Source organism: Puia sp. (genome assembly GCF_035546395.1).
GTDB lineage: Bacteria > Bacteroidota > Bacteroidia > Chitinophagales > Chitinophagaceae > Puia.
The window spans coordinates 59,838-80,811 of sequence record NZ_DASZXR010000010.1 but is presented as its reverse complement, the minus strand read 5'-3'; the positions used below and the strand labels follow the sequence as shown (position 1 = coordinate 80,811).

Here is a 20,974-nt window from a genome sequence, read left to right as displayed (position 1 = left end):
CTAGCTGAACAGACCGCCTTTCTTCAGTTCGCGGGTGCCTTCGCCGATCTTGAAACCATTGTGGTAGATCTCGATCTTGTAGTTACCCTTCGAGAACTGGCTGTTTTGTTTCCAGGCGAATTGAACGGCCTTTGTCTTGCCGGATTCGAAGTCGACGGGAACCTTTGCGGTGTATACCTTGTCGCCTTCATCGCGGGTAGTGAAGGTACCGCTACCCAGTGCAGGAACGGAGATGGGCTTGCCGTCGGGGCCGGTGATGCATACATATACATCAGTCTGGCCGGTCTGAGCGATACGGTTGGCGACGTCGAAGCCGATAACCAGCTTGTTTACGCGCTTAGCCGTGGTAGTTTCCTTGTCCTGACCATTGCTCTTTTCGTGCATCGGTGTGATAGAGATGTTCGAAGCATTGAGCGTAGAAGCGATGTCCACTTTCTTTTCGAGGTCTTGCTTGGCGGTGGTCGTGCTGCTCAGATCGTTGGTGAGCTTTTCCTTGTCAGCCGTCAGCTGGGTTTTGTCAGCCGTCAGCTGCTGGTTGTCCTGGGTGAGCTGGGCCACCTGCTGTTCGAGGTTGCTGACCTTGTCGTTCAGTTCCTTGATCAGGTCTTCGGCCTTTTTCTTTTCAGCTTCCGTGAGGTGCTGCTTGGAAAGCAGGCCGCGGATCTGTTTCTTGAGGTTGGCTACCTGGCCGTCGCGTTCGTTAACGGTGGCGGAGAGCTTATTGTTGGTGCCGGTGAGGCTATCCAGTCTGACGAGAGCATCGTCGAAGTTCTTCTGGAGCTGGCCTTTTTCATCGGTTACTTTGGAGATCTGAGCTTGCTGCTGGGTTTGAACCTGCTCCTGTTTGTTGTTGTTCCAGAGCAGATAACCCCAGGTTCCGAGGAAACCGGCGGCAAGCAGGCCGATCACCAGGTTCTTGTAATCCTTTTTCGGAGGTTGATTTTGCGGTGTAGCTGAGGGATAGTTGGTTGTCGTACTCATAGCTTATTGTTTTTCTATAATAAAATGGTTTTCCAAATCCAGTTGTCCGTTTTTGCGGCAACACATGGGTCAATTCTAAAACCGTGCCAAAAACCTTTTTATTGGCTTTTATACCTGATTTATAAAGATTTATGTAATATTGCTTTGCAAAAAACATGATGAATGTCAGTAGAGAAGATCCTGGGCGACTGGAAAAAAGGGAAGTTCAAACCCGTTTATTGGTTGGAGGGAGAAGAAGAATATCACATCGACGTGCTGGTGAACTATGCCGAGCACAAGATCCTTTCGGAGGCCGAGGCGGGGTTCAATCTGACCGTGTTCTATGGTAAGGATGCCGACTGGACGGCGGTGATCAATGCCTGTCGCCGTTACCCGATGTTTGCCGAGCGGCAGGTGGTGCTCCTGAAAGAAGCGCAGCAGATGCGGGACATCGAGAAGCTGGAAGCTTATATCGACAAGCCGCTGGTCTCGACGGTATTTGTCGTAGCGTATAAAGAGAAGAAGGTGGACGGGCGCAGCAAGCTGGCCAGGCTGCTGAAGGAAAAGGCCGAACTGTATACTACCAAAAAGTTGTATGACAACCAGCTTCCCGAGTGGACGGCTGAGCTGATCCGCCAGAAGGGATTCAGCATCACGCAGAAGGCGTTGTTGTTATTGGTCGACCATATCGGCAATGACCTGAGCCGGATCAATAACGAGGTGGAGAAGCTGCTGGTGAACCTGGCGGGGCGCAAGGAGATCAACGAGGACGATATCGAGCGGTATGTGGGGGTGAGCAAGGAATACAATGTCTTTGAATTGCAGGACGCGTTTGCAAAGAAGGACCGGGCCAAGGCCATCCGGATCATCCAATATTTTGAAGGCAACCCCAAGGCGGGACCGATCCAGTTGATCCTTCCGTCGATCTATAATTTCTTTTCCAAGGTCTATATGATCTTTGGCCAGCCGGCGCGCGACGAGAAGGGGGTTGCAGCGGCCATCGGCGTCAATCCCTATTTTGCCAAGGACTACCTGGCGGCGTTGCGCAATTATGATTATGCGGGCATCGAGCAGGGGTTGCTGTTGCTGCACACCTACAACCTCAAGAGTGTGGGCGTGGGCAGCGTCGGCGCCGGGGATGCTTCGCTGTTGAAGGAGCTGGTGGTAAAGATCATGGGTTGAGCGCCGCAAGCGTGTCGATCTTGTCTTTGGCGATGGCGGTCTTGAGCTCTTCGAGACCGTTGAATTTTAGTTCGGGCCGGAGCCATTTCCGGACGAAGACCCGTAATTCCCGGCCATAAATGTCCTCATCGAAATCAAAGAGGTTGACCTCGATGGTCCGGTTGGCGCCATCGATGGTGGGTCGTGTGCCGATGCTCATCATCCCCTGCAGCCGTGGGGAGGAGAACAGACCGGCGGTGGGAAGCAGCTGGGCCTCGACGGCATAAATGCCATTGGCGGGAGTCAGCTTTTCCGGATTTTCCATTTCAAGGTTGGCGGTGGGATAACCGAGGGTGCGCCCCAGCTGGTTGCCTTTTACTACCCGGCCCGAGAAGAAAAAGGGATAGCCGAGGAGCTGGTTGGCGGTGTCGATGTCGGCGCGCCGGACGGCTTCGCGGATACGGGTGGAGCTGACGGACACCTCGTCTAGCAGGTGGACCGGAATCTCCTGCAGGACGAACCCTTCGCTGCCGCTGAACTGTTCCAGCAGGTGGTAATCCCCCTGGCGGCCTTTGCCAAAGCGGTGGTCATAGCCGATGATCACGGTATGAGGATGGAAGCGCGCGAGCAGGAAGTCGGTGATGTACTGTTCGGCCGTCATTTGGGAGAAGGCTTCGGTAAAGGGGACGATGACGAGGTGATCGATGTGCTGCCAGGACAGGAGCTGGATCTTTTCTTCGAGGGTATTGATGAGCCGGATCTCTTCGGCGCCGCCTTTGACGACTTTGCGGGGGTGGGGGTAAAACGTAATGATGACGGTCTCCCCGTCGATCCGCATGGCCTCTTCCCGCAGCTGGGCAAGAATCCGGGCATGCCCGGTATGAACCCCGTCGAAAGTGCCGATTGTGACTACTGAACGCTGAAACTGAGGTAATTGATCGAGGTGACGATAGATATCCATGCGTTGCAAATCTACACGATTTATCCGTTACCTTTGCCGCCTATGTCACTGTATGCCCAGCGCGGGGTCTCCGCCCAGAAGGAAGAAGTTCACCAGGCCGTGGAGCGGCTGGATAAGGGCCTCTACCCGAATGCTTTTTGCAAGATCTATCCCGACTACCTGGGGGGTGATGCCGGTTGGGTCAACCTGATGCATGCCGATGGCGCGGGGACCAAGAGCATTTTAGCCTACCTGTACTGGAAGGAGACCGGGGACCTGGACGTTTGGAAGGGCATTGCCAGGGACGCCATTGCGATGAACCTGGATGACCTGCTTTGCGTGGGTATTTACGACAACCTGTTGTTCTCCTCAACGATCGACCGGAACAAGCGGAACATCCCCGGGGAGGTGCTATCGGCGATCATCAACGGGTCGCAGGAGTTCTTCGACGAGTTAAAGGGCTACGGGGTTGGTATCCAATACCTGGGCGGAGAAACGGCGGATGTCGGAGATGTGGTGCGGACCATCGCCGTCAATGGGACGATGACGGCCCGCTGGCCGAAGGACCGGTTGATCACCAATGACGGCATCCGGCCGGGGGATGTGATCGTCGGGTTTGCCAGTTTTGGCCGGGCGGCCTACGAATCGGCCTATAACAGCGGGATCGGCAGCAACGGGCTGACGAGTGCACGTCATGACGTCCTGGGAAAGACCTATGGGGCTCGTTTTCATGAATCCTACGATACCAGCCTGGACGAGCACGTCGTCTATATCGGGGGGCATCAGATGACCGACGGGGTGGATATTCCTGCAGTAGAGGCCGGCGCGGAGGGGGTGTCGACCGATATCGGGCACCTGCTGTTGAGTCCGACCCGGACCTATGCCCCGTTGCTGAAACGGCTGCTGACCGAACGGTTCGGAGCCATTCATGGGCTGATCCACTGCAGCGGCGGGGGGCAGACGAAGTGCCTGAAATACCTGCCGGGAGCCTTCCGGATCGTGAAAGACAACCTTTTCGAGCCCCCGACCATCTTCCGGCTGATCGCGAGGGCTTCGGGGTCGGACAACCGGGAGATGTACCAGGTGTTCAACATGGGCCATCGGCTGGAGATTTTCACGGACGAAGGGTCCGCGGATGCGCTTTTGCGGGTAGGCAAGGAGCTTGGGATCACCGGGAAAGTGGTTGGGCGCGTCGAGGCTGCTGAAAAGAAGAGCCTGGTGCTGAAGGCGGGGGGTGAAGAAATTGTATACGAGGGTTAAGATAATCCTAAAAATCTTTCCGGCTCGATATCTGCAAAGGGTATCCGAGAATTGCAAGGCGACAAATTGAGCGATGCTTTCTCCACATTTCGCAAAAAATTGATTAAAAAGCTGTCATTTTAATCCACAGGGCTATGAATTTCCGTTTTTGATGGTTACTTTCGCAAACGGTTCTGGACGGATTGACATTAATTTATTTTTATATCTTTTTTGCCCCTCCGTGAACTCTCCCGGCTCGTTTTTTGTTTGTTAGTAGTACCCGCAATTGAAGAAGTCGCCTGTCGCGGCTTATCTTGGGCGAGATCCCGAGATAAATGATTCTGTCATCTTTTTTTATTTTTCGATATGAGGCAACTTAAGATTGCTACACAGATTACGAACCGTGATTCCCAAGCGGTTGAGAAGTATTTGCAGGAGATCTCCAAGATCCCGATGATCACTCCCGAAGAGGAGACGGTCCTCGCGCAGCGGATCAAGATGGGCGATCAGAAGGCGTTGGACAAGCTGGTCCAGGCCAATCTTCGCTTTGTCGTTTCCGTAGCCAAGCAGTACCAGCACCAGGGGTTATCGCTGAGTGATCTGATCAACGAGGGCAACCTCGGCTTAATAAAAGCGGCTCAACGCTTTGATGAAACCAAAGGTTTCAAGTTCATTTCATACGCGGTATGGTGGATCCGCCAGTCCATTTTACAGGCGTTGGCAGAGCAGGGCAGATTAGTCCGCCTGCCTCAAAACAAAATTGGCACATACAACAAGGCTAATAAGGCCTACATGGCTTTCGAGCAGGAACATGAGCGGGAGCCGAGTACGGAAGAGCTGGCCGAGTTGCTGGAGATGAGTGAGACGGAGATCAACAACATTTTCCAAAGCAATACCCGTCACAGCAGTCTGGATGCCCCGGTTCACGAGGCAGAGGACGTTGCCATGGGTGATTTATTGGAAGGTGGTGACGAAACGGACGATGACGTCATGAAGGACTCTTTGCGTGCGGAAATTCGGCGTGTACTCAAATCGCTGAGCCCCCGCGAAGCAGAGATCGTAAACGCGTATTTCGGCCTGGACGGCGAAAATGGGGTAACCATCGAGCAGATCGGCCAGAAGTACGACCTGACCAAGGAGCGAATCCGCCAGATCAAGGAAAGGGCGATCAAACGCCTTCAGAAGGCCCGCTACAGCAATGCGCTGAAAGCGTACCTTGGCTAAATCGCCGGAGGTGATTTGTCCGAAGGGCAGACATTAGCGCCAAATATCACTCAAAAGATGAATACACGAACCGGGGTCATCAGACCCCGGTCTTTTTTATGTCCGGTAAATGACACCGGGATAGCCATTTTCGCCTTATTTTTGACCGCTTAAAAATAAACCCAGAATGGAGCAAACCCCCAGTGAAAAAGTACATTGTCTGATCATCGGTTCAGGGCCGGCGGGCTATACCGCCGCGGTTTATGCTGCGCGTGCGAATCTCCGGCCCGTGTTGTACCAGGGCATCCAGCCGGGTGGACAGCTGACGATCACCACGGAAGTAGAGAATTATCCCGGCTATCCCGACGGAGTGCAGGGACCGGAAATGATGGTGCATTTCGAGAAGCAGGCCAAGCGGATGGGCGCCGACATCCGGTATGGGCTGGCGACCAAAGTGGATTTTTCGGGCCATCCTCATAGGGTGTGGATCGACGATGAGAAGCTGATCGAAGCCGATGCGGTGATCATTGCCACCGGCGCCTCCGCCAAATGGCTGGGATTGGAATCCGAGCAGCGGCTGAACGGCTATGGTGTCAGCGCCTGCGCCGTTTGTGACGGGTTCTTCTTCCGGGGCAAGGAGGTGGCGATCATCGGGGCCGGCGATACGGCGGCCGAGGAGGCGCTTTACCTGTCCAAGCTGGCGACGAATGTGCACATGCTCGTGCGTAGCGATAAGATGCGCGCCTCCAAGGTCATGCAGGAGCGGGTGCAGCAGCAGCCCAACATCAAGATGTACTGGAACTCCGAGACCGACGAGATCCTTGGCGAGAGCAAGGTCGAAGCATTGCGCGTCCGGAACAACAAGAGTGGCGAGAAGAAGGAAATTCCAATCAGCGGTTTTTTCGTCGCGATCGGTCATCAGCCGAATTCGGCCATCTTTGCGGATTTCCTGGACATGGACGAAGCGGGATACATCAAGACGATTCCCGGAACGAGCAAGACCAATGTGGAAGGGGTCTTTGCCGCGGGGGACGTACAGGATAAGATCTACCGGCAGGCAGTGACGGCTGCGGGTAGCGGGTGCATGGCGGCGCTGGACGCCGAGCGTTATCTTTCGGCAAAGGGAATACATTAAGACTTCATGGTCACGGTACAACTGCATAATCTGATCTTTTCCGGCCGCCATGGCGTCTTCAAGGAAGAGCTGGCCACGGGTAATACCTTCGAGGTCAACCTGGATGTCTCTTATGATGAGAGCGGGCGGCCCTTTACGGGGCTGGATTCGATCATCAATTATGTCATCCTGTTCGATATCATTAAGGAACGGATGCATCAGCCGTCGCCCTTGCTGGAGAAGATCGCTGAGGAGATGATTTACCGTATCCGCGAACAATATCCCTTTATCACCGAGGTCGTTCTTTCAATATACAAAATGCAGGCGCCGATCGGCAATTTCCAGGGGAAGGCGGGCATGACATTGCGTAAAAAATTCGATGTATGACTCGCTGGATCGCTTTTGTTTTGTTCCTTTCCCTTTCTTTTCGGTCGATGGCGCAGGACGTCAACCTTTTGCTAAACCGCGGAGCGCAGCTGGAAGCCGCGTTCCGGGAAGAAGAGGCGTTGCCCTTGTATGAGAATGCCGCTGCGCTCCAACCCCGCAATATCGTGGCGCTGATCCATTGCAGCGATCTGCTGTGCCGGGTGGGGCACCGGTTGAAAGACCGCGATAAGATGATCGCCTACTTTCACAGTGCTTATACCTACGCTCAGCGCGCTTACCGGGTCGATTCGACCAATAGCGACGCCAATGTCGTGATGGCATTCTCGCTGGCGCGGCTGGCGCTGGATCAGAACGGCAGGGAACGGGTGGTTTCGGCCACTGAGATCCGGAGATATGCCGAGCAGGCCATCCGTAACGATCCCCGCAACTTCAAAGCCTATCATATCCTGGGGCGTTGGCACTACGAGGTAAGCAACCTCAATTTTCTCGAGCGGACGCTGGCGCGTTGGTTCTTTGGCTCCATGCCGGAGTCTTCGCTTTCGGAGTGCATCGACAACCTGGAGAAGAGCAAGGCCCTGCGACCGGATTTTATGCTCAATTATTTCGAGCTGGCCAGGGCGTATCACCGGGAGGGACAGAACGACCGGGCGGTCGCGTTGCTGACGCAGATGGAAAAGTTGCCCGATGAAATGTACGACGACAGGACGGTGAGGATGCAGGGGGCGAAGTTGCTGAAGGAGCTCAGATGATCTTGCCTTTCCAGCGGCCGCTGCGGATGTAGAAGAAGGCCTGGATGAAGATCGACAGCCAGTACACCCATTCCGAGATCCAGCCGACAACGATGGACATCTGCCATTTCTCCAGGGTGAAATACACATAAAAACAGTAGATGAAGATGGTGACCGCCTCGATGAGGAGGTTGATCCGGGTATTGCCCGTGCCGGTGACCGCACTGAGCCAGACGACGGAGAAGGACATGAGGATGATCGCGAAGGAGACAACGCGGAGGACCGGGATGCCAGCGGATATAAAGGCGGCGTCCTGGCCATAGATGGAAAGCAGAACGCGAGGGAACAGATTCACCAGCGCGAAGATACCAAAGGTGATGATCAGGCTTAGTTTGCAGATGTTATTGATCAGCTCGACAACCCTGTTTTCCATTCCCTGGCCGATGATATTGCTCACCATTGCATTGGTCGTCGAGGCGAAGGCCCACGTGAAGACGCCAAAGAGACCGAAAATATTCCGCATAGCATTGCTGATCGCCAGCGCCTGGCGGCCATGGTGCTCCACCAGGATATAGAAGAAGACCCAGGCCACGATGCTGACGATGTACTGGAAGACCAGCGGCGAGGATTGGATCAGGATAAGACGGGCGTTTGGCTTGTCGATGATCCAGTGTTTGTACAGCTGCAATTCTTTACTGATTCCCTTTGCGTGGATAACCGCAAAAACGACCAGCATGCCCGAGGCCTCCGCGATTATGGAGGACCAGGCGGCGCCGTTGAACCCCAGGGCAGGCAGCCCGAGATTACCGAAGATGAGCCCATAATCGAGAGTGATGTTGACGATGGTCTCTGCGAGCGTTCCGTAAACCAGGAACTTGCTTTGGTTCGTGCCCACCAGCAAAGCGTTGCGCATCTGGTAGACGTACAGACAGGGGAGGCCCCAGATGCGGATGCGCAGGAAGGAGATGGCCTGCTCACGGAGCGGGGCCGAATGCAGCGACCAGGAGAGGACCGCGGGGGCGAAGAGCCAGGTCGCCGCAATACCCATAAAGGCCAGTGCGAGGGCGATGAACATACCCTGGGAAAACAGTTTGCCGATCTCTTCCACGCGACCTTCGCCCGCGCGCCTCGCAATAAGGGCCTGAAGCCCGTTGTTAAGCCCCTGGCCGACGACGGCGAATAAAAGATAATAGACCCCCGTGATGCCGGCAGTTGAAAGGGCATTGCCGACCTCGTCGAGATGACCTAAAAAAATGTTGTTGGTGACAAAATTGATCTGGGGAACGAGAATGGCGAGGCTGATCGGGAGCGCCATTTTCAGGATATCCCGGTTGCTGATGCCGACTTTATACGCTTTGGTGTTGTTCGCAAGGTCCATTCTCTACAAAAAAAGGACGGCAATTTACGGGTTTTTTTCCCGATTTTCGCAAAATATGATGAAACCTGCATTCCAGATAGAAGTATCGGATATTTCGGATGAGGAGCTGCTACAGTGCCGCCTGCTGGTGGAGGTGAATCCCAACGCTTTTACCTATGTGCTGCTCAACCAGCGCAACATGAGTCCGTTGGTGGTCAAGTATTTTCAGCTGGAGCCCAGCAAGGACGTTTCGCTGGTGGAGACGCTGCGGGAGATCATGCAGGGGGATCACCTGCTGGGCAGACCCGTCAAGGAGACGCTGCTGGTGTACAACTTCCCGGAAAGCAGCCTCGTGCCGGAGGCCGTCTTTACGATGGACACTAACCGGGAGATCATCGACACCCTGCATGGTAATCTGCAAAAGGGGCTGATCCTGACCGAGAAGATCCCCTGGTGGGAGTTGTTCAATGTCTACCGCATTTCGGTTGACCTGCATCATCTGTTGCAGCAGAGCTTTTCGGCCGGCAAGTACTGGCATTATTACAGCCTGATGCTGAAGAGCTTTAAAATGTTCGATTCGACGGACCCGGACGATTGCATCAAGGTGATCTTTTATTCCGATAAGATGGTCGCGCTGGTGATCCGGGAGGGGAAAGTACAGCTGGTGCAGACCTTCCTGTATCACGACACGAAGGATGTGGCCTATCACCTGCTGAGCTGCTGCCAGTTGCTGGGACTGGAACAGGAGAAGGTTCGGCTGCTGGTGGGCGGCCTGATAGACAAACAGTCTTCCCTGAGTACCGAACTGCATAAATATTTTTTGAGGATCGACTTCGAGGAGATCGACGAGAGCATCAAGGTGACGGACGAATTGAAGGAACTTCCTTTGCATTATTTTTCTTCTATTTTGAAAATGGCGGTATGCGCATAATCGGGGGCGAGCTGGGGGGCAGGCGGGTGAATCCACCCGCAAAAATGCCGCACACACGGCCCACCACCGATATTGCCAAGGAAGGTCTTTTCAACATCCTGGAGAATAATCTCGATCTTTCGGAGCTGCGAACGCTCGACCTTTTTGGGGGAACGGGCAGTATCAGCTATGAGCTGGCCTCGCGCGGGGTCAAAGACCTGACGGTGGTGGAGAAGGACCCGGCGATGTTCGCCTTTATCCAGAAGACGGCCAGGGAGCTGGGGCTGGAATCCATCTACAAGGTAGTGCGGATGGATGTGTTCAAGTTCATTTCGCAGTGTCCCGGGCGTTTCGACCTGATCTTTGCCGGTCCGCCGTATGCGCTGGATACTATCGACGAGTTGCCCAGGCAGATCGTGAGCCGCGGACTCCTTCATGATAACGGCTGGTTCATCCTGGAACATACCCCACGGAATAACTACGAAGGGTATCCGCTGTACGCGACGCAGCGGAGTTATGGGACTACGATCTTCTCCATTTTTGTGAATAAGAAGAGCTAAGATGCAACCTATTTTTATTACGGGTATCGGTACCGGTGTCGGAAAGACGCTGGTCTCGGCGATTGTGACGGAAGCCATCGGCGGCTGGTACTGGAAGCCGGTGCAGGCTGGTTTTGACGAGGGGACGGACGCGGAGTGGGTGGGTGAGCGGCTGAGCCGGCCGGGACGGATCTTGTCCGAGGCATACAAACTGCATATGCCGGCTTCGCCGCATATCGCCGCGCGGGAAGAGGGTATCAGGATCGGAGTGCATGACCTGGCGGCACGGTTACCGGACAAACGCCCGTTAGTGGTCGAAGGAGCAGGCGGATTACTGGTGCCGCTGAACGATGCGGAATTCATGGCCGATTTGGCGTTGGCCCTGGATGCGACGGTGATCCTGGTGAGCCGGAACTATTTGGGGAGTATCAATCATTCGCTGCTGACGGCCGAGGTGTGCCGGGCGAGGGGGCTACGGGTGGCAGGGTGGATCTTCAACGACCAATATTTGGATTATGAGGAGGAGATTGTTGGGTGGAGCGGATATCCCCGGCTGGGGGCTATACCCTTTGGAAAGCCGGCGGATGGGGAGTTTGTGCGGCGCCAGGCGGAAGGGATACGGCCGAATTTACGTACCTTTATGCAAGGCAAACCGGAATAATGAATTTTAACTTCCCATTGTTAAGGCCGATACGAATCCTTTTATTTCCTTTTTCCCTCATCTACGCTTTCATCGTCACCATCCGGAACTGGTGTTTTGACAAGAAGATCCTTCCTTCGACCTCGTTCAACCTGCCCGTGATCTGTGTGGGAAACCTGGCCGCCGGGGGGACGGGGAAGTCGCCGATGGTCGAGTGGCTGATCCGATCCCTGAAGGACCGGTATCCCATTGCCGTGCTGAGCCGGGGGTATAAGCGTAAGACGAGGGGGTATGCGCTGGCGAATGCCTCGACGACGGCGCTGGACATCGGGGATGAGCCGATGCAGTTCCACAGCAAGTTCCCCGAGGTGGCCGTGGCGGTAGGGGAGGAGCGGATCGTAGCCATCCCGCAGTTGTTGCATGACCGGCCGGAGACCCGGGCGATCCTGCTGGACGACGCCTTCCAGCACCGGGCGGTGAAGGCGGGACTGAATATCCTGCTGACGGATTACTCCAATCTTTTTACCCGGGACTGGTGGTTGCCGAGCGGGGATCTGCGGGATGCGCCATCGAGCTATCGCCGGGCGCAGGCCATCGTCGTCACGAAATGCCCGGACCAGTTGGACGAGGAACAGCGGCGGGCGATCGCGATCGAGATCGGTCCGCGGCCGGGGCAGCAGCTGTTCTTTTCGACGATCGATTACGGGACGCCTTATCATATCACCCGGCTGGACGAGGGGGTGATCGATGACGAGGTGGAGGTGCTGCTGGTGACCGGCATCGCCAATCCTGCGCCGCTGAAACGATGGCTGAATGACCATTCCCGGACCTATTTCGAGATCGCCTTCAGCGATCATCATATCTTTACGATCGATGACCTGCAGACGATCACACGCCGGTTCACCGGCATCACTGCCGCGAAAAAGCTGATCCTGACCACCGAAAAAGATGCGGTGCGGTTGATCAAATTCAGGCAGGAGCTGGAAGGCTGGCCTTTTTACGTGTTGCCGATCACTCCCCGGTTCCTGTTTGGGGAAGAGGAGCGGTTTGCCGACATGATTACACAATTTATTAATGAATTCAAATGAAGGACAAGAAAAAACAGAAACAGCATAAACATAAGAAAAAAGCTTCGGCGCCCGATGCCGGCCTGCTTACCGGGAGACTCGACGTCACCCGCAGCGGGATGGGTTTTGTCATCGTCGAAGGGCGGGAACAGGATATCCTTGTACGGCCCGCGGACTTCAATACGGCGCTGCACGGCGATACCGTCCGGGTCCGGTTGGGGAACACCGGCGGCCGCAGCGGGCGGGCACAGGGCGAAGTAGTGGACGTGGTGGAACGCAAACAGTTGGAATTCCTCGGCCGCCTCGAGATCAGCGCATCCTTTGCCTTCTTTATCGCCGAGAGCGATAAGCCGATGCCCGATATCTATGTGCCACTGACCAACCTGAACGGAGCGGTCAACAATGACAAGGTCATCGTCAGGATCACCCAGTGGGAGAAGAACAAGAAGCCCCAGGGCGAGGTCGTGCAGGTGATGGACAAGAGCGATGAGAACGACCTGGCGATGAAGGATATCCTGCTGGAGAGCGGATTTCCCATCTTCTTCCCCGAGAACGTGCTGGAAGAGTCGGAGCGTTTGCCGGACCTGATCCCTGCGGCCGAGATTGCGAAGCGGAAGGATATGCGAAGCATATTGACCTTTACTATCGACCCGGTGGACGCCAAAGACTTCGACGACGCCATTTCATTGCGCCGCGTGGACAAGGGCGAGCTGGAGATCGGCGTACATATTGCAGATGTAAGCTACTATGTGGAGCCGGAGACGGCCCTCGACAAGGAGGCCTATACCCGGGCGACCTCGGTCTACCTGCCGGACCGGGTGAACCCGATGCTCCCGGAACGGATCTCCAATGAGCTGTGCTCGCTGCGGCCGCATGAGGACAAGCTGACCTTTTCGGCCGTTTTCCGGATGACACCTGATGGGAAGGTCAAGAGCAGCTGGCTGGGAAGGACCGTGATCCATTCCGATCATCGGTTCACCTATGAGGAGGTGCAGGAGATGATCGAACAGAAGACCGGGCTTCATCAGCTGGAGATCGAGCTGCTGAACGACATCGCCCAGCAGCTGAGAAAACAGCGTTTCCGCAAGGGGGCGATCAATTTCTCATCCACGGAAGTGCGGTTCAAGCTGGATGAAAAGGGCAAGCCGATCGGCATCATGGTAAAAGAAAGCAAGGAGTCGCATCAGTTGGTGGAGGAGTTCATGCTGCTGGCGAACCGGGCCGTGGCGGAATATGTCGGGAAGATCAAGATCAAGCAAAAGCCGCTGCCGTTCCCGTACCGGGTGCATGATACCCCCGACAAGGAGAAGCTGCTGCCCTTTATCGAGTTCGCCAAGAAATACGGGCATGTCTTCGACGTGTCTACGCCACAGGCCATCGCGAAGTCCTTTAACCAGATGTTGCTGGATGTGAAGGGACGGCCTGAGCAGCATGTGCTCGAGACCCTGGGTATCAGGACTATGGCGAAGGCCATCTATAGCACCGAGAATATCGGTCACTATGGACTGGGTTTCGAACATTACTGTCACTTTACCTCGCCGATCCGCCGCTATCCGGATGTGATGGTTCACAGAGTGTTACAAGAGATATTGGAAGGAAAGATCGAGCCGGACAAGAAGATGGAGGCCAAGTGCCGGCAGTCGAGCGAGCGGGAGCGGGCCGCGATGGAGAGCGAGCGGGCGGCCAACAAATACAAGCAGGTGGAATACATGCAGGGTTTTCTTGGCGAGGAGTTCGAGGGGGTGATCAGCGGCGTGGCCTCGTTTGGGTTCTGGGTGGAGACGGTGGAGCATAAGTGTGAAGGGCTTGTCAGCCTTAATAGCCTGATGGAATTCGATGATTTCCGTCACATTGAATCGGACTATGCGCTGGTGGGCCGCCGCAGCGGGCGGCGGTTCCGGATGGGGGATAAGGTGACCATCAAGGTGATATCCGCCAATCTCGGCAAGCGGCAGCTGGACTATGAGTGGGTGATCACGGCGGCGGAGAAGAACGCCACTCGGGAAGAGCTGGCCGCCGATACCGGCGGTCGCGCGGAGAAGGCGCCCGCCAGGCATAAACCGGCCGGGAAGAAACAAAGTGCGCCGAAAACAGGAAGAAAGAAAAAGAAATAATATCATGCACAGTTTTGAAGAATTATCCGTTGCCTTTGCGAAACGGTTTACCGACCGGCACTTCCCCGATCATCCCGCCAGCCTTTATGACCCTTCCGTCTATTTTCTCGGGCTGGGGGGAAAGCGGATCCGGCCGGTGCTTTGCCTGATGGGCAACGAGCTGTTCGGCCCCATCGAAGAAGATGCCTGGCTGCTGGCCATTGCGCTGGAGTTGTTTCACAATTTCACACTCATCCACGACGATATCATGGACCGGGCTCCGCTGAGACGCGGGATGCCGACGGTGCATGCCAAATACGGGCCGGCCACGGCCATCCTGAGCGGGGATGTCATGCTGGTGGTAGGGTACGACTATATCAGCCGGATCTCGTCGCCGCATATCCGCCGGATACTGCAACTTTATAATCAAACCGCTGTAAAAGTTTGCGAAGGGCAGCAACTGGACATGGATTTTGAAAGCCGGGAAGTGGTGACGATGGATGAATACCTGCAGATGATCGAGTTGAAGACCTCCGTGCTGCTGGCGGCCAGCCTGCAGATCGGGTCGATCCTGGGGGGCGCGGGGCTGGGCAACCAGCAGATGATCTACCAGTTCGGCAAGAACCTGGGGCTGGCCTTCCAGATCCAGGACGATTACCTGGACTGTTACGGCGATGCTTCGAAATTCGGCAAGCAGGTGGGGGGAGATATCGTCGCCGGTAAGAAGACCTTTCTGCTGATCAAGACCCTGGAGGTGGCCAGCGAGGCGCAACGGCGGGAAATGAAGGCACTGGAAACCGCGCCGGCGGAGGAGAAAGTGGCGGGGATGCTACGGATGTACCAGCAGTGCGGCGTCGACAGCTGGGTACGGGAGCTCAAAGAGCACTACCGGAAAGAGGCGTACCGGAGCCTGGAGGAGATCGCCGTGTTGTCCAAACGGAAAGAGCCGTTGCGACAACTGGTGGATGTGCTGCTGACACGGGACCATTAAAACGCTCCCATGAATTTATCCATGGTCCGCCAATATTTGTCCTTGTAGATTTCATAGCTGCAAACCAGCCCGTCTTTCCAGTCCGCCCGGATCGCCTGGTCGATGACCTTCGAGACCTGTCGAAACTCCCGGCAGGCATAATAGATATTGCTCTCTCCTTTATAGGTTTCCCTTCCCAGGTGAAGATAGCCTGCGACATCCGTCAATTGCCGGTCCAGGTCGTCCTGCAGGTGGTTGAGGGCCTCGAACTGGGATTCACCCGGCATTCCATTGTCGCCCGTCTCCTTCTGTTTGGAATAATCGACGGTGATCACCGCCATCCAGGGATGGGATGCCTTGGCGTCCCAGTTCAGGAGATGGGTGTTGACGACCGCGATAGAGGGAAGCCCTTCTTCGTCCTCTCCCTCCAGGGCCGCATATTCGTCGCTGGCCGTGTCGTGGCGGGTGCCCTCGTATTTTTCGACGAATTCCTTTTCCTTCCAGTTAAGGAATTCATTGAGCTTGTCCATCGGGATCAGCGGCAGGTCGGTCGCCGGGTCGGGGGCCTTTACGACGACGTTGTCGATCAGGGTGGCGGCGTTCAATTCACCGAGCAAGGCGTCCAGGTAGAGCAGGCAACCCTGGGTGATGGTCTTCCTGTTGTCCTCCGAATAATCGGGGTGGACCATGACCAGGTTGATCTCATCGGGATATCCGGATTCGTCCTCATAGAAAAACCGGATGTTCTCGTTGTCGAAACTGGTTCCGTTCATTTCGATGCTCATTCCTGTTCCGGTGGAGGGCTTCAGCGCCGTGAACTTCCAATTGGGGAGGGCGGGCGCGGCGGCGATCAGGTCTTCAACAAAGACAAAGCTCTTGATATCCCCTTCGGCGCTGATCACCAATTCGGCGGTCACATCGTCGATCATGCCGGTCTCGCAATAGAATTCGGGGTTGAGCGCCTGCAGCCGGGGAACGATCTTGTCCAGGAAACGGCTGTGAATAAGCACTCCCTCCTTCTTTTTGATGGTCTCATAAAAAGCGGATGCATTCGGAAGGAACCATTTCCAAAATTCGTCGACGGAGGAAGGGGCAGGTGTTTTGCCCAATAACCTTTTGAAGAAATTCATAGCGCCAGGTAATGGCGGCAAACTACGGGAAATAGTTGTGAAACGGTTGGTGATTGGCTTTTTTTGGCTAGATTTGTCGGGCCGATAACGCTTCTTTCGGCTATTTCTGCTTTCCACCCATTTTTGTTGTCCTGCTGTTCATACTTGTTGAATCCCCAAAATCAATAATATGAACAATAAAAAGCGCCCGTCATTATGGGAAGTGGTCAGGCTGTTGATACAGATCCTCAAGATCGTTTGCTGTCTTACCGTTTTGATCCAGGTTGTGCAAGGCTTTTTGCATTTGCCGGTAACGACCGTCCTGCAATGTTACAGTGATATTTCGGGATAAAGGCAAATAAGCGCCGGTCGATATGGTAAAAGGGATTGCGCGGTATCTTTTCCCGGTTTTACCGGAAATTACCTAATTTACCCCCTTAAAATAAACCAATCGTAGATGGCCAACTCGCTTTTCCGAAAGAAATCGCTTGAAAGAATTGTACGGGATTCGGCAGAAGGGCATTCGGACGGACATGGGGGTGGCGGCCTGAGCAAGGTCCTGACGGTTCGCGACCTCACTTTTATGGGCATTGCGGCCGTAGTGGGAGCGGGCATCTTTTCGACGATCGGGGCGGCCGCCGCTGACGGAGGTCCGGGTATCTCCCTTTTGTTCGTCCTTACAGCCGTGACCTGTGGTTTCTCCGCACTTTGTTACGCGGAGTTCGCCAGCCGGGTGCCCATCGCAGGGAGCGCCTATACGTACGCCTATGTCGCCTTTGGCGAGGTCATTGCCTGGATCATCGGCTGGGCATTGATATTGGAATATGCCATCGGGAACATCGTCGTAGCCATTGCCTGGAGCAAGTATTTCAACAACCTGTTGTTGGGATTCGGGCTGCACCTGCCCGGCTGGTTGATCACCGATCCCGGAACGGCTAAAGATTCTTTCCTTGCGGCGCAGGCGACCGTTAACAGTGGCGCGGTGCCCGACGCCGCAGGCCAGGCCGCGCTCCGCGCCTGGAATGAGGCGCCGCAGATCGCCGGTCACCATATCATCTTGAATATCCCGGCCTTTGTCATCGTCTGTATCATTGCATGGGTCACCTATATCGGTATCAGGGAAAGCAAGAAAACAACGAATTTGATGGTCATCTTCAAGATCGCCGTGGTGATCCTGGTGATCCTGATGGGTTTCTTCTTTGTCAAACCGGCCAACTGGAGTCCTTTTCTGCCGAACGGGTTTGCGGGAGTGCTGAAGGGTGTATCGGCCGTGTTCTATGCCTATATCGGATTCGATGCGATCTCGACGACCGCGGAGGAATGCAGGGATGCTCAACGCGATCTGCCGAAGGGCATGCTCTATTCCCTATTGATCTGCACGGTCCTGTATATCCTGGTCGCCATCGTCCTGACCGGTATGGTCCCTTATTCAAAACTCAATGTGGCCGACCCCCTCGCTTTTGTATTCGCCCAGGTGAACCAGAAATGGATATTCTATTTCATATCCGCCAGTGCGGTGGTTGCAACGACCAGCGTGCTGCTGGTGTTCCAACTCGGGCAACCGCGCATTTGGATGAGTATGAGCCGGGACGGCCTTCTTCCACGGCCGTTCGGATGGATACACCCGAAATTCCACACGCCGTGGTTCTCCACGATCATCACCGGGATCATCGTTGCGGTACCCTCGCTGTTTATGCGCAAGGATCTGATGGAGCAGCTTACCAGCATCGGCACGCTGTTCGCTTTTGTCCTGGTTTCAGGCGGGGTGCTGATGTTGCCGCGGAACAACGGATCGGGCGGCAGGGGGTTCAAGCTGCCCTATGTCAGCGGGCGGTATATTGTTCCGATCTGTTATGCCGCGTTTATCGTTCTCTTCCGGGATCGGATCGGTGAGGCCCTGCGGCACCTGGACAGGGTCGGATTGCAGGAGATGCTGTTCCTGGTGTATACGCTGCTGGCGACGGGACTGACGGTGGCTACCGTTGTGAGAAAATATTCGGTGATCCCCATACTGGGGGTCCTGTTTTGCGCCTACCTGCTGATCGAGATCCCGGCTATTGCCTGGGAGTGGTTCTTCGGGTGGATGGCGATCGGGCTGCTGGTGTACTTCTTGTATGGGTATCGCCGGAGCCATCTGACGCCTGGAGCCCATAAGGGTATCGCCGCCGCGACGGAGAATCAGCCAAAGTGCTAAATTTGCATAATGGCACGAGCCGGAGGCGACTGCATCCGGCCATTGAAAATCAAACAACTCCGGATGAAATTCGAAGTAGGCGACAAGGTAGTTATTCAGCATTCCAATGATGAAGGGGAGGTAGTGGAGATCATCAACGACAAGATGGTGCTCGTGGATGTCCGCGGGGTCCGGTTCCCGGCCTACACCGATCAGTTGGATTTCCCTTATTTCAAGCGGTTTACGGAAAAGAAGCTCTTCCCGGCGGAGAAGAAGCCAAAGAAATATATCGATCAGCTGCCGCCGGAAAAGCCCGCGCCGGGTAAGAAGAAGGAACGGATCGCCCAGCTCGCCGAGGGGGTCTGGCTCACCTTTCTGCCGGTGTTCGACACCGATGAGTTCGGGGACGATGTGGTGGAGAGCCTGAAGATCCATATGGTCAACAATACCTCCCTCGGGTATGGTTTTTCTTATCATCTGAACTATTTCGGCAAGAGTGAGTTCGACCTGGACAACCAGATCGGGGCCGGGGAAGATTTCTACCTGCACGACATCCCATTCGCCAACCTGAACGACAACCCCGTTTTCGAGTGCGAGTATACGCTGCTGAAGGCCGACAAGACCCGGGCCGAGCATTATGAGACCTCGTTGAAACTGAGGGCCAAACAGGTGTTTAGCCGGATCGAGGAGATCAGGAAGAAGGGGGAAGCGACCTTTTCTTTCAAGCTTTTCGACAGCTATCCTTTCCGCCCTGCGGAAGAGTCGGTGGACACGCGCGGTCTGCTGGCGGGTTCGGGCTTCCGGGTCTATGAGGCTTCGCGGGCGCGCCAGCATCTCGAGCCGGCCCGGTCGGAGCTGGACCTGCATGCCGAGAAGCTGATCGACAAGCCCGGTTCGCTCGATGCCTTCGAGATATTGACCTTACAGTTACAGACCTTTGAGAAATACTTCGACCTGGCCGTGGCGCATCATCTGCCGTCGATGATCGTCATCCATGGGGTAGGGACGGGGAAGCTGCGGGACGAGATCCATGAGGAATTGCGGACCAAGCGCAATGTCAAGTCCTTTATCAACCGGTATGACCCCCGTTTTGGTTATGGGGCGACGGAGATCTTCTTCGATTACGGGAAGAAATAGATGTCTAAGGTTGTTCCGCCGTTCGGTTTTTTTTATTTTGCGGCTATGATACCCCTATTTGAACTCCTAACGAGTCTTGCGATCATCCTTGCCCTCGGGATCGGCGGCTTTTTTTTGAATGTATTCCTGCATGAGCTGGGTCATGCGATCCCGATGCTGTTCTGGTCGAAAAAGAAGGTAGCTATTTACATAGGGTCATTTGGTGACCCAAACCGGTCTTTCCGATTGCCTGCAGGCCGGCTGAACGTATACTTGAAATATAACCCATTTTTATGGTTCAAGGGCATGTGCAGGCCTGAAGAGCGCATGTCGGTCAACAAAATGATCTTTTATATCGCGATGGGACCCGTGGTCTCTTTATTGATAACCGGCATTTGTCTGCTTATCCTAAAAACGATGGGACCGGACAGCCGTGAGACCGTGGTGCTCGTAACAATCATGGTAATTGGCGGTTTATGTGTCCTGAGCTCGGCAATTCCGAGGAATAAATTGCATGGTACCTATTCAGGTAATGGTATGAAGAACGATGCGGCACAGATCGTGCACTTATGGAAAATGAGGAACGTTCCCGAGGAATATTGGGAGGCATGGAACAAGTTCAGGGAAAAGGAGTATTTGCAGGCTTCGGAGTTGCTGGATGAAGCCATTGACAGAGGCAATCCGGGTGTGGTTCTGTTGCGTCTTGCGGTGGCGGCGCATCTGCAATCGGGTAGGTATGATCGCGCCGAAATAGTGTTAGGGTATATCCGGGACAGATATCGTTTTTCACTGGAGGACAAAATCAATAATGGTTGCCATAAAATTCTGGCAGGGCGTTTCAGAGAAGCCATAGCAATCCATGCCGAGCTGCTACAGCTCCATTACAATCATTTTCTCATCTTGAATAACATGGGTTATGCCCTGGTCGCAGCCGGAGAACCTGAAAAGGCGGTACTGTATCTGGACAAAGGGCTCGCGGTGGCTCCCCGTTTTGCCCATTTACACAGTAACCGTGGATGGGCGCGAATGCTGCTTGGTCAATGGGAAGAAGGAATAGCGGACACAAACCATGCCCTAGAGCTGGATAATACTCTGGCGGACGGATATCGCAATCTCGGTCTTTATGCTCTGGAAAAGGATCGGAATGAAGAGGCAAAAGAGCATTTTCTCAAAGCCAGGTCTCTGGATGCGAGGGTGCAGTTTGTTGATGACCCTCTCGGGGAGGCCGAACGCAGATTGAAATCCAATCTGTGATAAGTGGTATGGGG

General features: G+C 54.9%; 20 protein-coding genes. 16 read left to right on the top strand and 4 right to left on the bottom strand.

What is annotated here, in order from left to right; all coding sequences use genetic code 11:
• Positions 1–981: a hypothetical protein gene (locus tag VHE34_RS10325; protein ID WP_325587451.1), complete on the bottom strand. Its 981-nt coding sequence runs from the start codon at positions 979–981 to the stop codon at positions 1–3.
• A 162-nt stretch (positions 982–1,143) separates the two neighbouring features.
• Here VHE34_RS10325 and holA point away from each other — a divergent pair, with 162 nt between their 5' ends.
• The gene (gene holA / locus VHE34_RS10320) at positions 1,144–2,142 is read left to right on the top strand and encodes a DNA polymerase III subunit delta (protein ID WP_325587449.1); all 999 of its coding nucleotides are present in this window, start codon (positions 1,144–1,146) and stop codon (positions 2,140–2,142) included.
• Here holA and VHE34_RS10315 read toward each other — a convergent pair.
• Complete coding sequence (locus tag VHE34_RS10315; protein ID WP_325587572.1) at positions 2,132–3,082, bottom strand: bifunctional riboflavin kinase/FAD synthetase; 951 nt, start codon at positions 3,080–3,082, stop codon at positions 2,132–2,134. The genes holA and VHE34_RS10315 overlap by 11 nt on opposite strands.
• Before the next feature lie 42 nt (positions 3,083–3,124).
• Here VHE34_RS10315 and VHE34_RS10310 point away from each other — a divergent pair, with 42 nt between their 5' ends.
• The 5 genes from VHE34_RS10310 (at position 3,125) to VHE34_RS10290 (ending at position 7,753) form a co-directional block, all read left to right on the top strand.
• Positions 3,125–4,321: an AIR synthase related protein gene (locus VHE34_RS10310; RefSeq protein ID WP_325587446.1), complete on the top strand. Its 1,197-nt coding sequence runs from the start codon at positions 3,125–3,127 to the stop codon at positions 4,319–4,321.
• A 345-nt stretch (positions 4,322–4,666) separates the two neighbouring features.
• Positions 4,667–5,524 (top strand): sigma-70 family RNA polymerase sigma factor, encoded by an 858-nt coding sequence (locus VHE34_RS10305; protein ID WP_188927610.1) that lies wholly within the window; start codon positions 4,667–4,669, stop codon positions 5,522–5,524.
• A 166-nt stretch (positions 5,525–5,690) separates the two neighbouring features.
• Positions 5,691–6,638, top strand: coding sequence for a thioredoxin-disulfide reductase (trxB, locus tag VHE34_RS10300; RefSeq protein ID WP_325587442.1), 948 nt, complete (start codon positions 5,691–5,693; stop codon positions 6,636–6,638).
• Between the two features lie 6 nt (positions 6,639–6,644).
• The gene (locus tag VHE34_RS10295) at positions 6,645–7,004 is read left to right on the top strand and encodes a dihydroneopterin aldolase (RefSeq protein ID WP_325587440.1); all 360 of its coding nucleotides are present in this window, start codon (positions 6,645–6,647) and stop codon (positions 7,002–7,004) included.
• Positions 7,001–7,753 carry a hypothetical protein gene (locus tag VHE34_RS10290; RefSeq protein ID WP_325587438.1) on the top strand — a complete coding sequence of 251 codons (753 nt, stop codon included), beginning with the start codon at positions 7,001–7,003 and terminating at the stop codon, positions 7,751–7,753. Before VHE34_RS10295 ends, VHE34_RS10290 begins: the two co-directional genes overlap by 4 nt.
• On the opposite strand, the gene VHE34_RS10285 is transcribed toward VHE34_RS10290, so the two are convergent.
• Positions 7,746–9,110, bottom strand: coding sequence for an MATE family efflux transporter (locus VHE34_RS10285; RefSeq protein ID WP_325587435.1), 1,365 nt, complete (start codon positions 9,108–9,110; stop codon positions 7,746–7,748). The genes VHE34_RS10290 and VHE34_RS10285 overlap by 8 nt on opposite strands.
• Before the next feature lie 55 nt (positions 9,111–9,165).
• Here VHE34_RS10285 and VHE34_RS10280 point away from each other — a divergent pair, with 55 nt between their 5' ends.
• Genes VHE34_RS10280 through VHE34_RS10255 form a run of 6 tightly spaced genes read left to right on the top strand, consistent with a single transcriptional unit; the run spans position 9,166 to position 15,329 of the window.
• Positions 9,166–10,020 (top strand): DUF3822 family protein, encoded by an 855-nt coding sequence (locus VHE34_RS10280; RefSeq protein ID WP_325587433.1) that lies wholly within the window; start codon positions 9,166–9,168, stop codon positions 10,018–10,020.
• Entirely contained in the window at positions 10,011–10,559 is a 549-nt protein-coding gene (locus tag VHE34_RS10275; RefSeq protein WP_325587431.1) for an RsmD family RNA methyltransferase, read from the top strand. The genes VHE34_RS10280 and VHE34_RS10275 overlap by 10 nt, the downstream gene beginning before the upstream one ends.
• Before the next feature lies 1 nt (position 10,560).
• Positions 10,561–11,199: a dethiobiotin synthase gene (bioD, locus tag VHE34_RS10270; protein ID WP_325587426.1), complete on the top strand. Its 639-nt coding sequence runs from the start codon at positions 10,561–10,563 to the stop codon at positions 11,197–11,199.
• Complete coding sequence (gene lpxK / locus VHE34_RS10265) at positions 11,199–12,266, top strand: tetraacyldisaccharide 4'-kinase (protein WP_325587424.1); 1,068 nt, start codon at positions 11,199–11,201, stop codon at positions 12,264–12,266. Before bioD ends, lpxK begins: the two co-directional genes overlap by 1 nt.
• On the top strand, positions 12,263–14,359 hold the full coding sequence (gene rnr, locus VHE34_RS10260) for a ribonuclease R (RefSeq protein ID WP_325587422.1): 2,097 nt from the start codon (positions 12,263–12,265) through the stop codon (positions 14,357–14,359). The genes lpxK and rnr overlap by 4 nt, the downstream gene beginning before the upstream one ends.
• Positions 14,360–14,363: 4 nt before the next feature.
• A complete protein-coding gene (locus VHE34_RS10255) occupies positions 14,364–15,329 on the top strand; it encodes a polyprenyl synthetase family protein (RefSeq protein ID WP_325587419.1) in 966 nt (321 codons plus the stop codon).
• Here VHE34_RS10255 and VHE34_RS10250 read toward each other — a convergent pair.
• The gene (locus tag VHE34_RS10250; RefSeq protein ID WP_325587417.1) at positions 15,326–16,438 is read right to left on the bottom strand and encodes a DUF695 domain-containing protein; all 1,113 of its coding nucleotides are present in this window, start codon (positions 16,436–16,438) and stop codon (positions 15,326–15,328) included. The two genes, VHE34_RS10255 and VHE34_RS10250, sit on opposite strands and share 4 nt — an antisense overlap.
• 169 nt (positions 16,439–16,607) lie before the next feature.
• On the opposite strand from VHE34_RS10250, the gene VHE34_RS10245 reads away from it, so the two are divergent.
• From VHE34_RS10245 to VHE34_RS10230, 4 genes are all read left to right on the top strand, one after another.
• Positions 16,608–16,769, top strand: coding sequence for a hypothetical protein (locus VHE34_RS10245; RefSeq protein ID WP_325587415.1), 162 nt, complete (start codon positions 16,608–16,610; stop codon positions 16,767–16,769).
• A gap of 105 nt (positions 16,770–16,874) precedes the next feature.
• Positions 16,875–18,611 carry an amino acid permease gene (locus VHE34_RS10240; RefSeq protein ID WP_325587413.1) on the top strand — a complete coding sequence of 579 codons (1,737 nt, stop codon included), beginning with the start codon at positions 16,875–16,877 and terminating at the stop codon, positions 18,609–18,611.
• 9 nt (positions 18,612–18,620) lie between these two features.
• Positions 18,621–19,727, top strand: coding sequence for a Smr/MutS family protein (locus tag VHE34_RS10235; RefSeq protein WP_325587411.1), 1,107 nt, complete (start codon positions 18,621–18,623; stop codon positions 19,725–19,727).
• On the top strand, positions 19,728–20,960 hold the full coding sequence (locus VHE34_RS10230; RefSeq protein WP_325587409.1) for a hypothetical protein: 1,233 nt from the start codon (positions 19,728–19,730) through the stop codon (positions 20,958–20,960).
• Positions 20,961–20,974 lie beyond the last annotated feature (14 nt).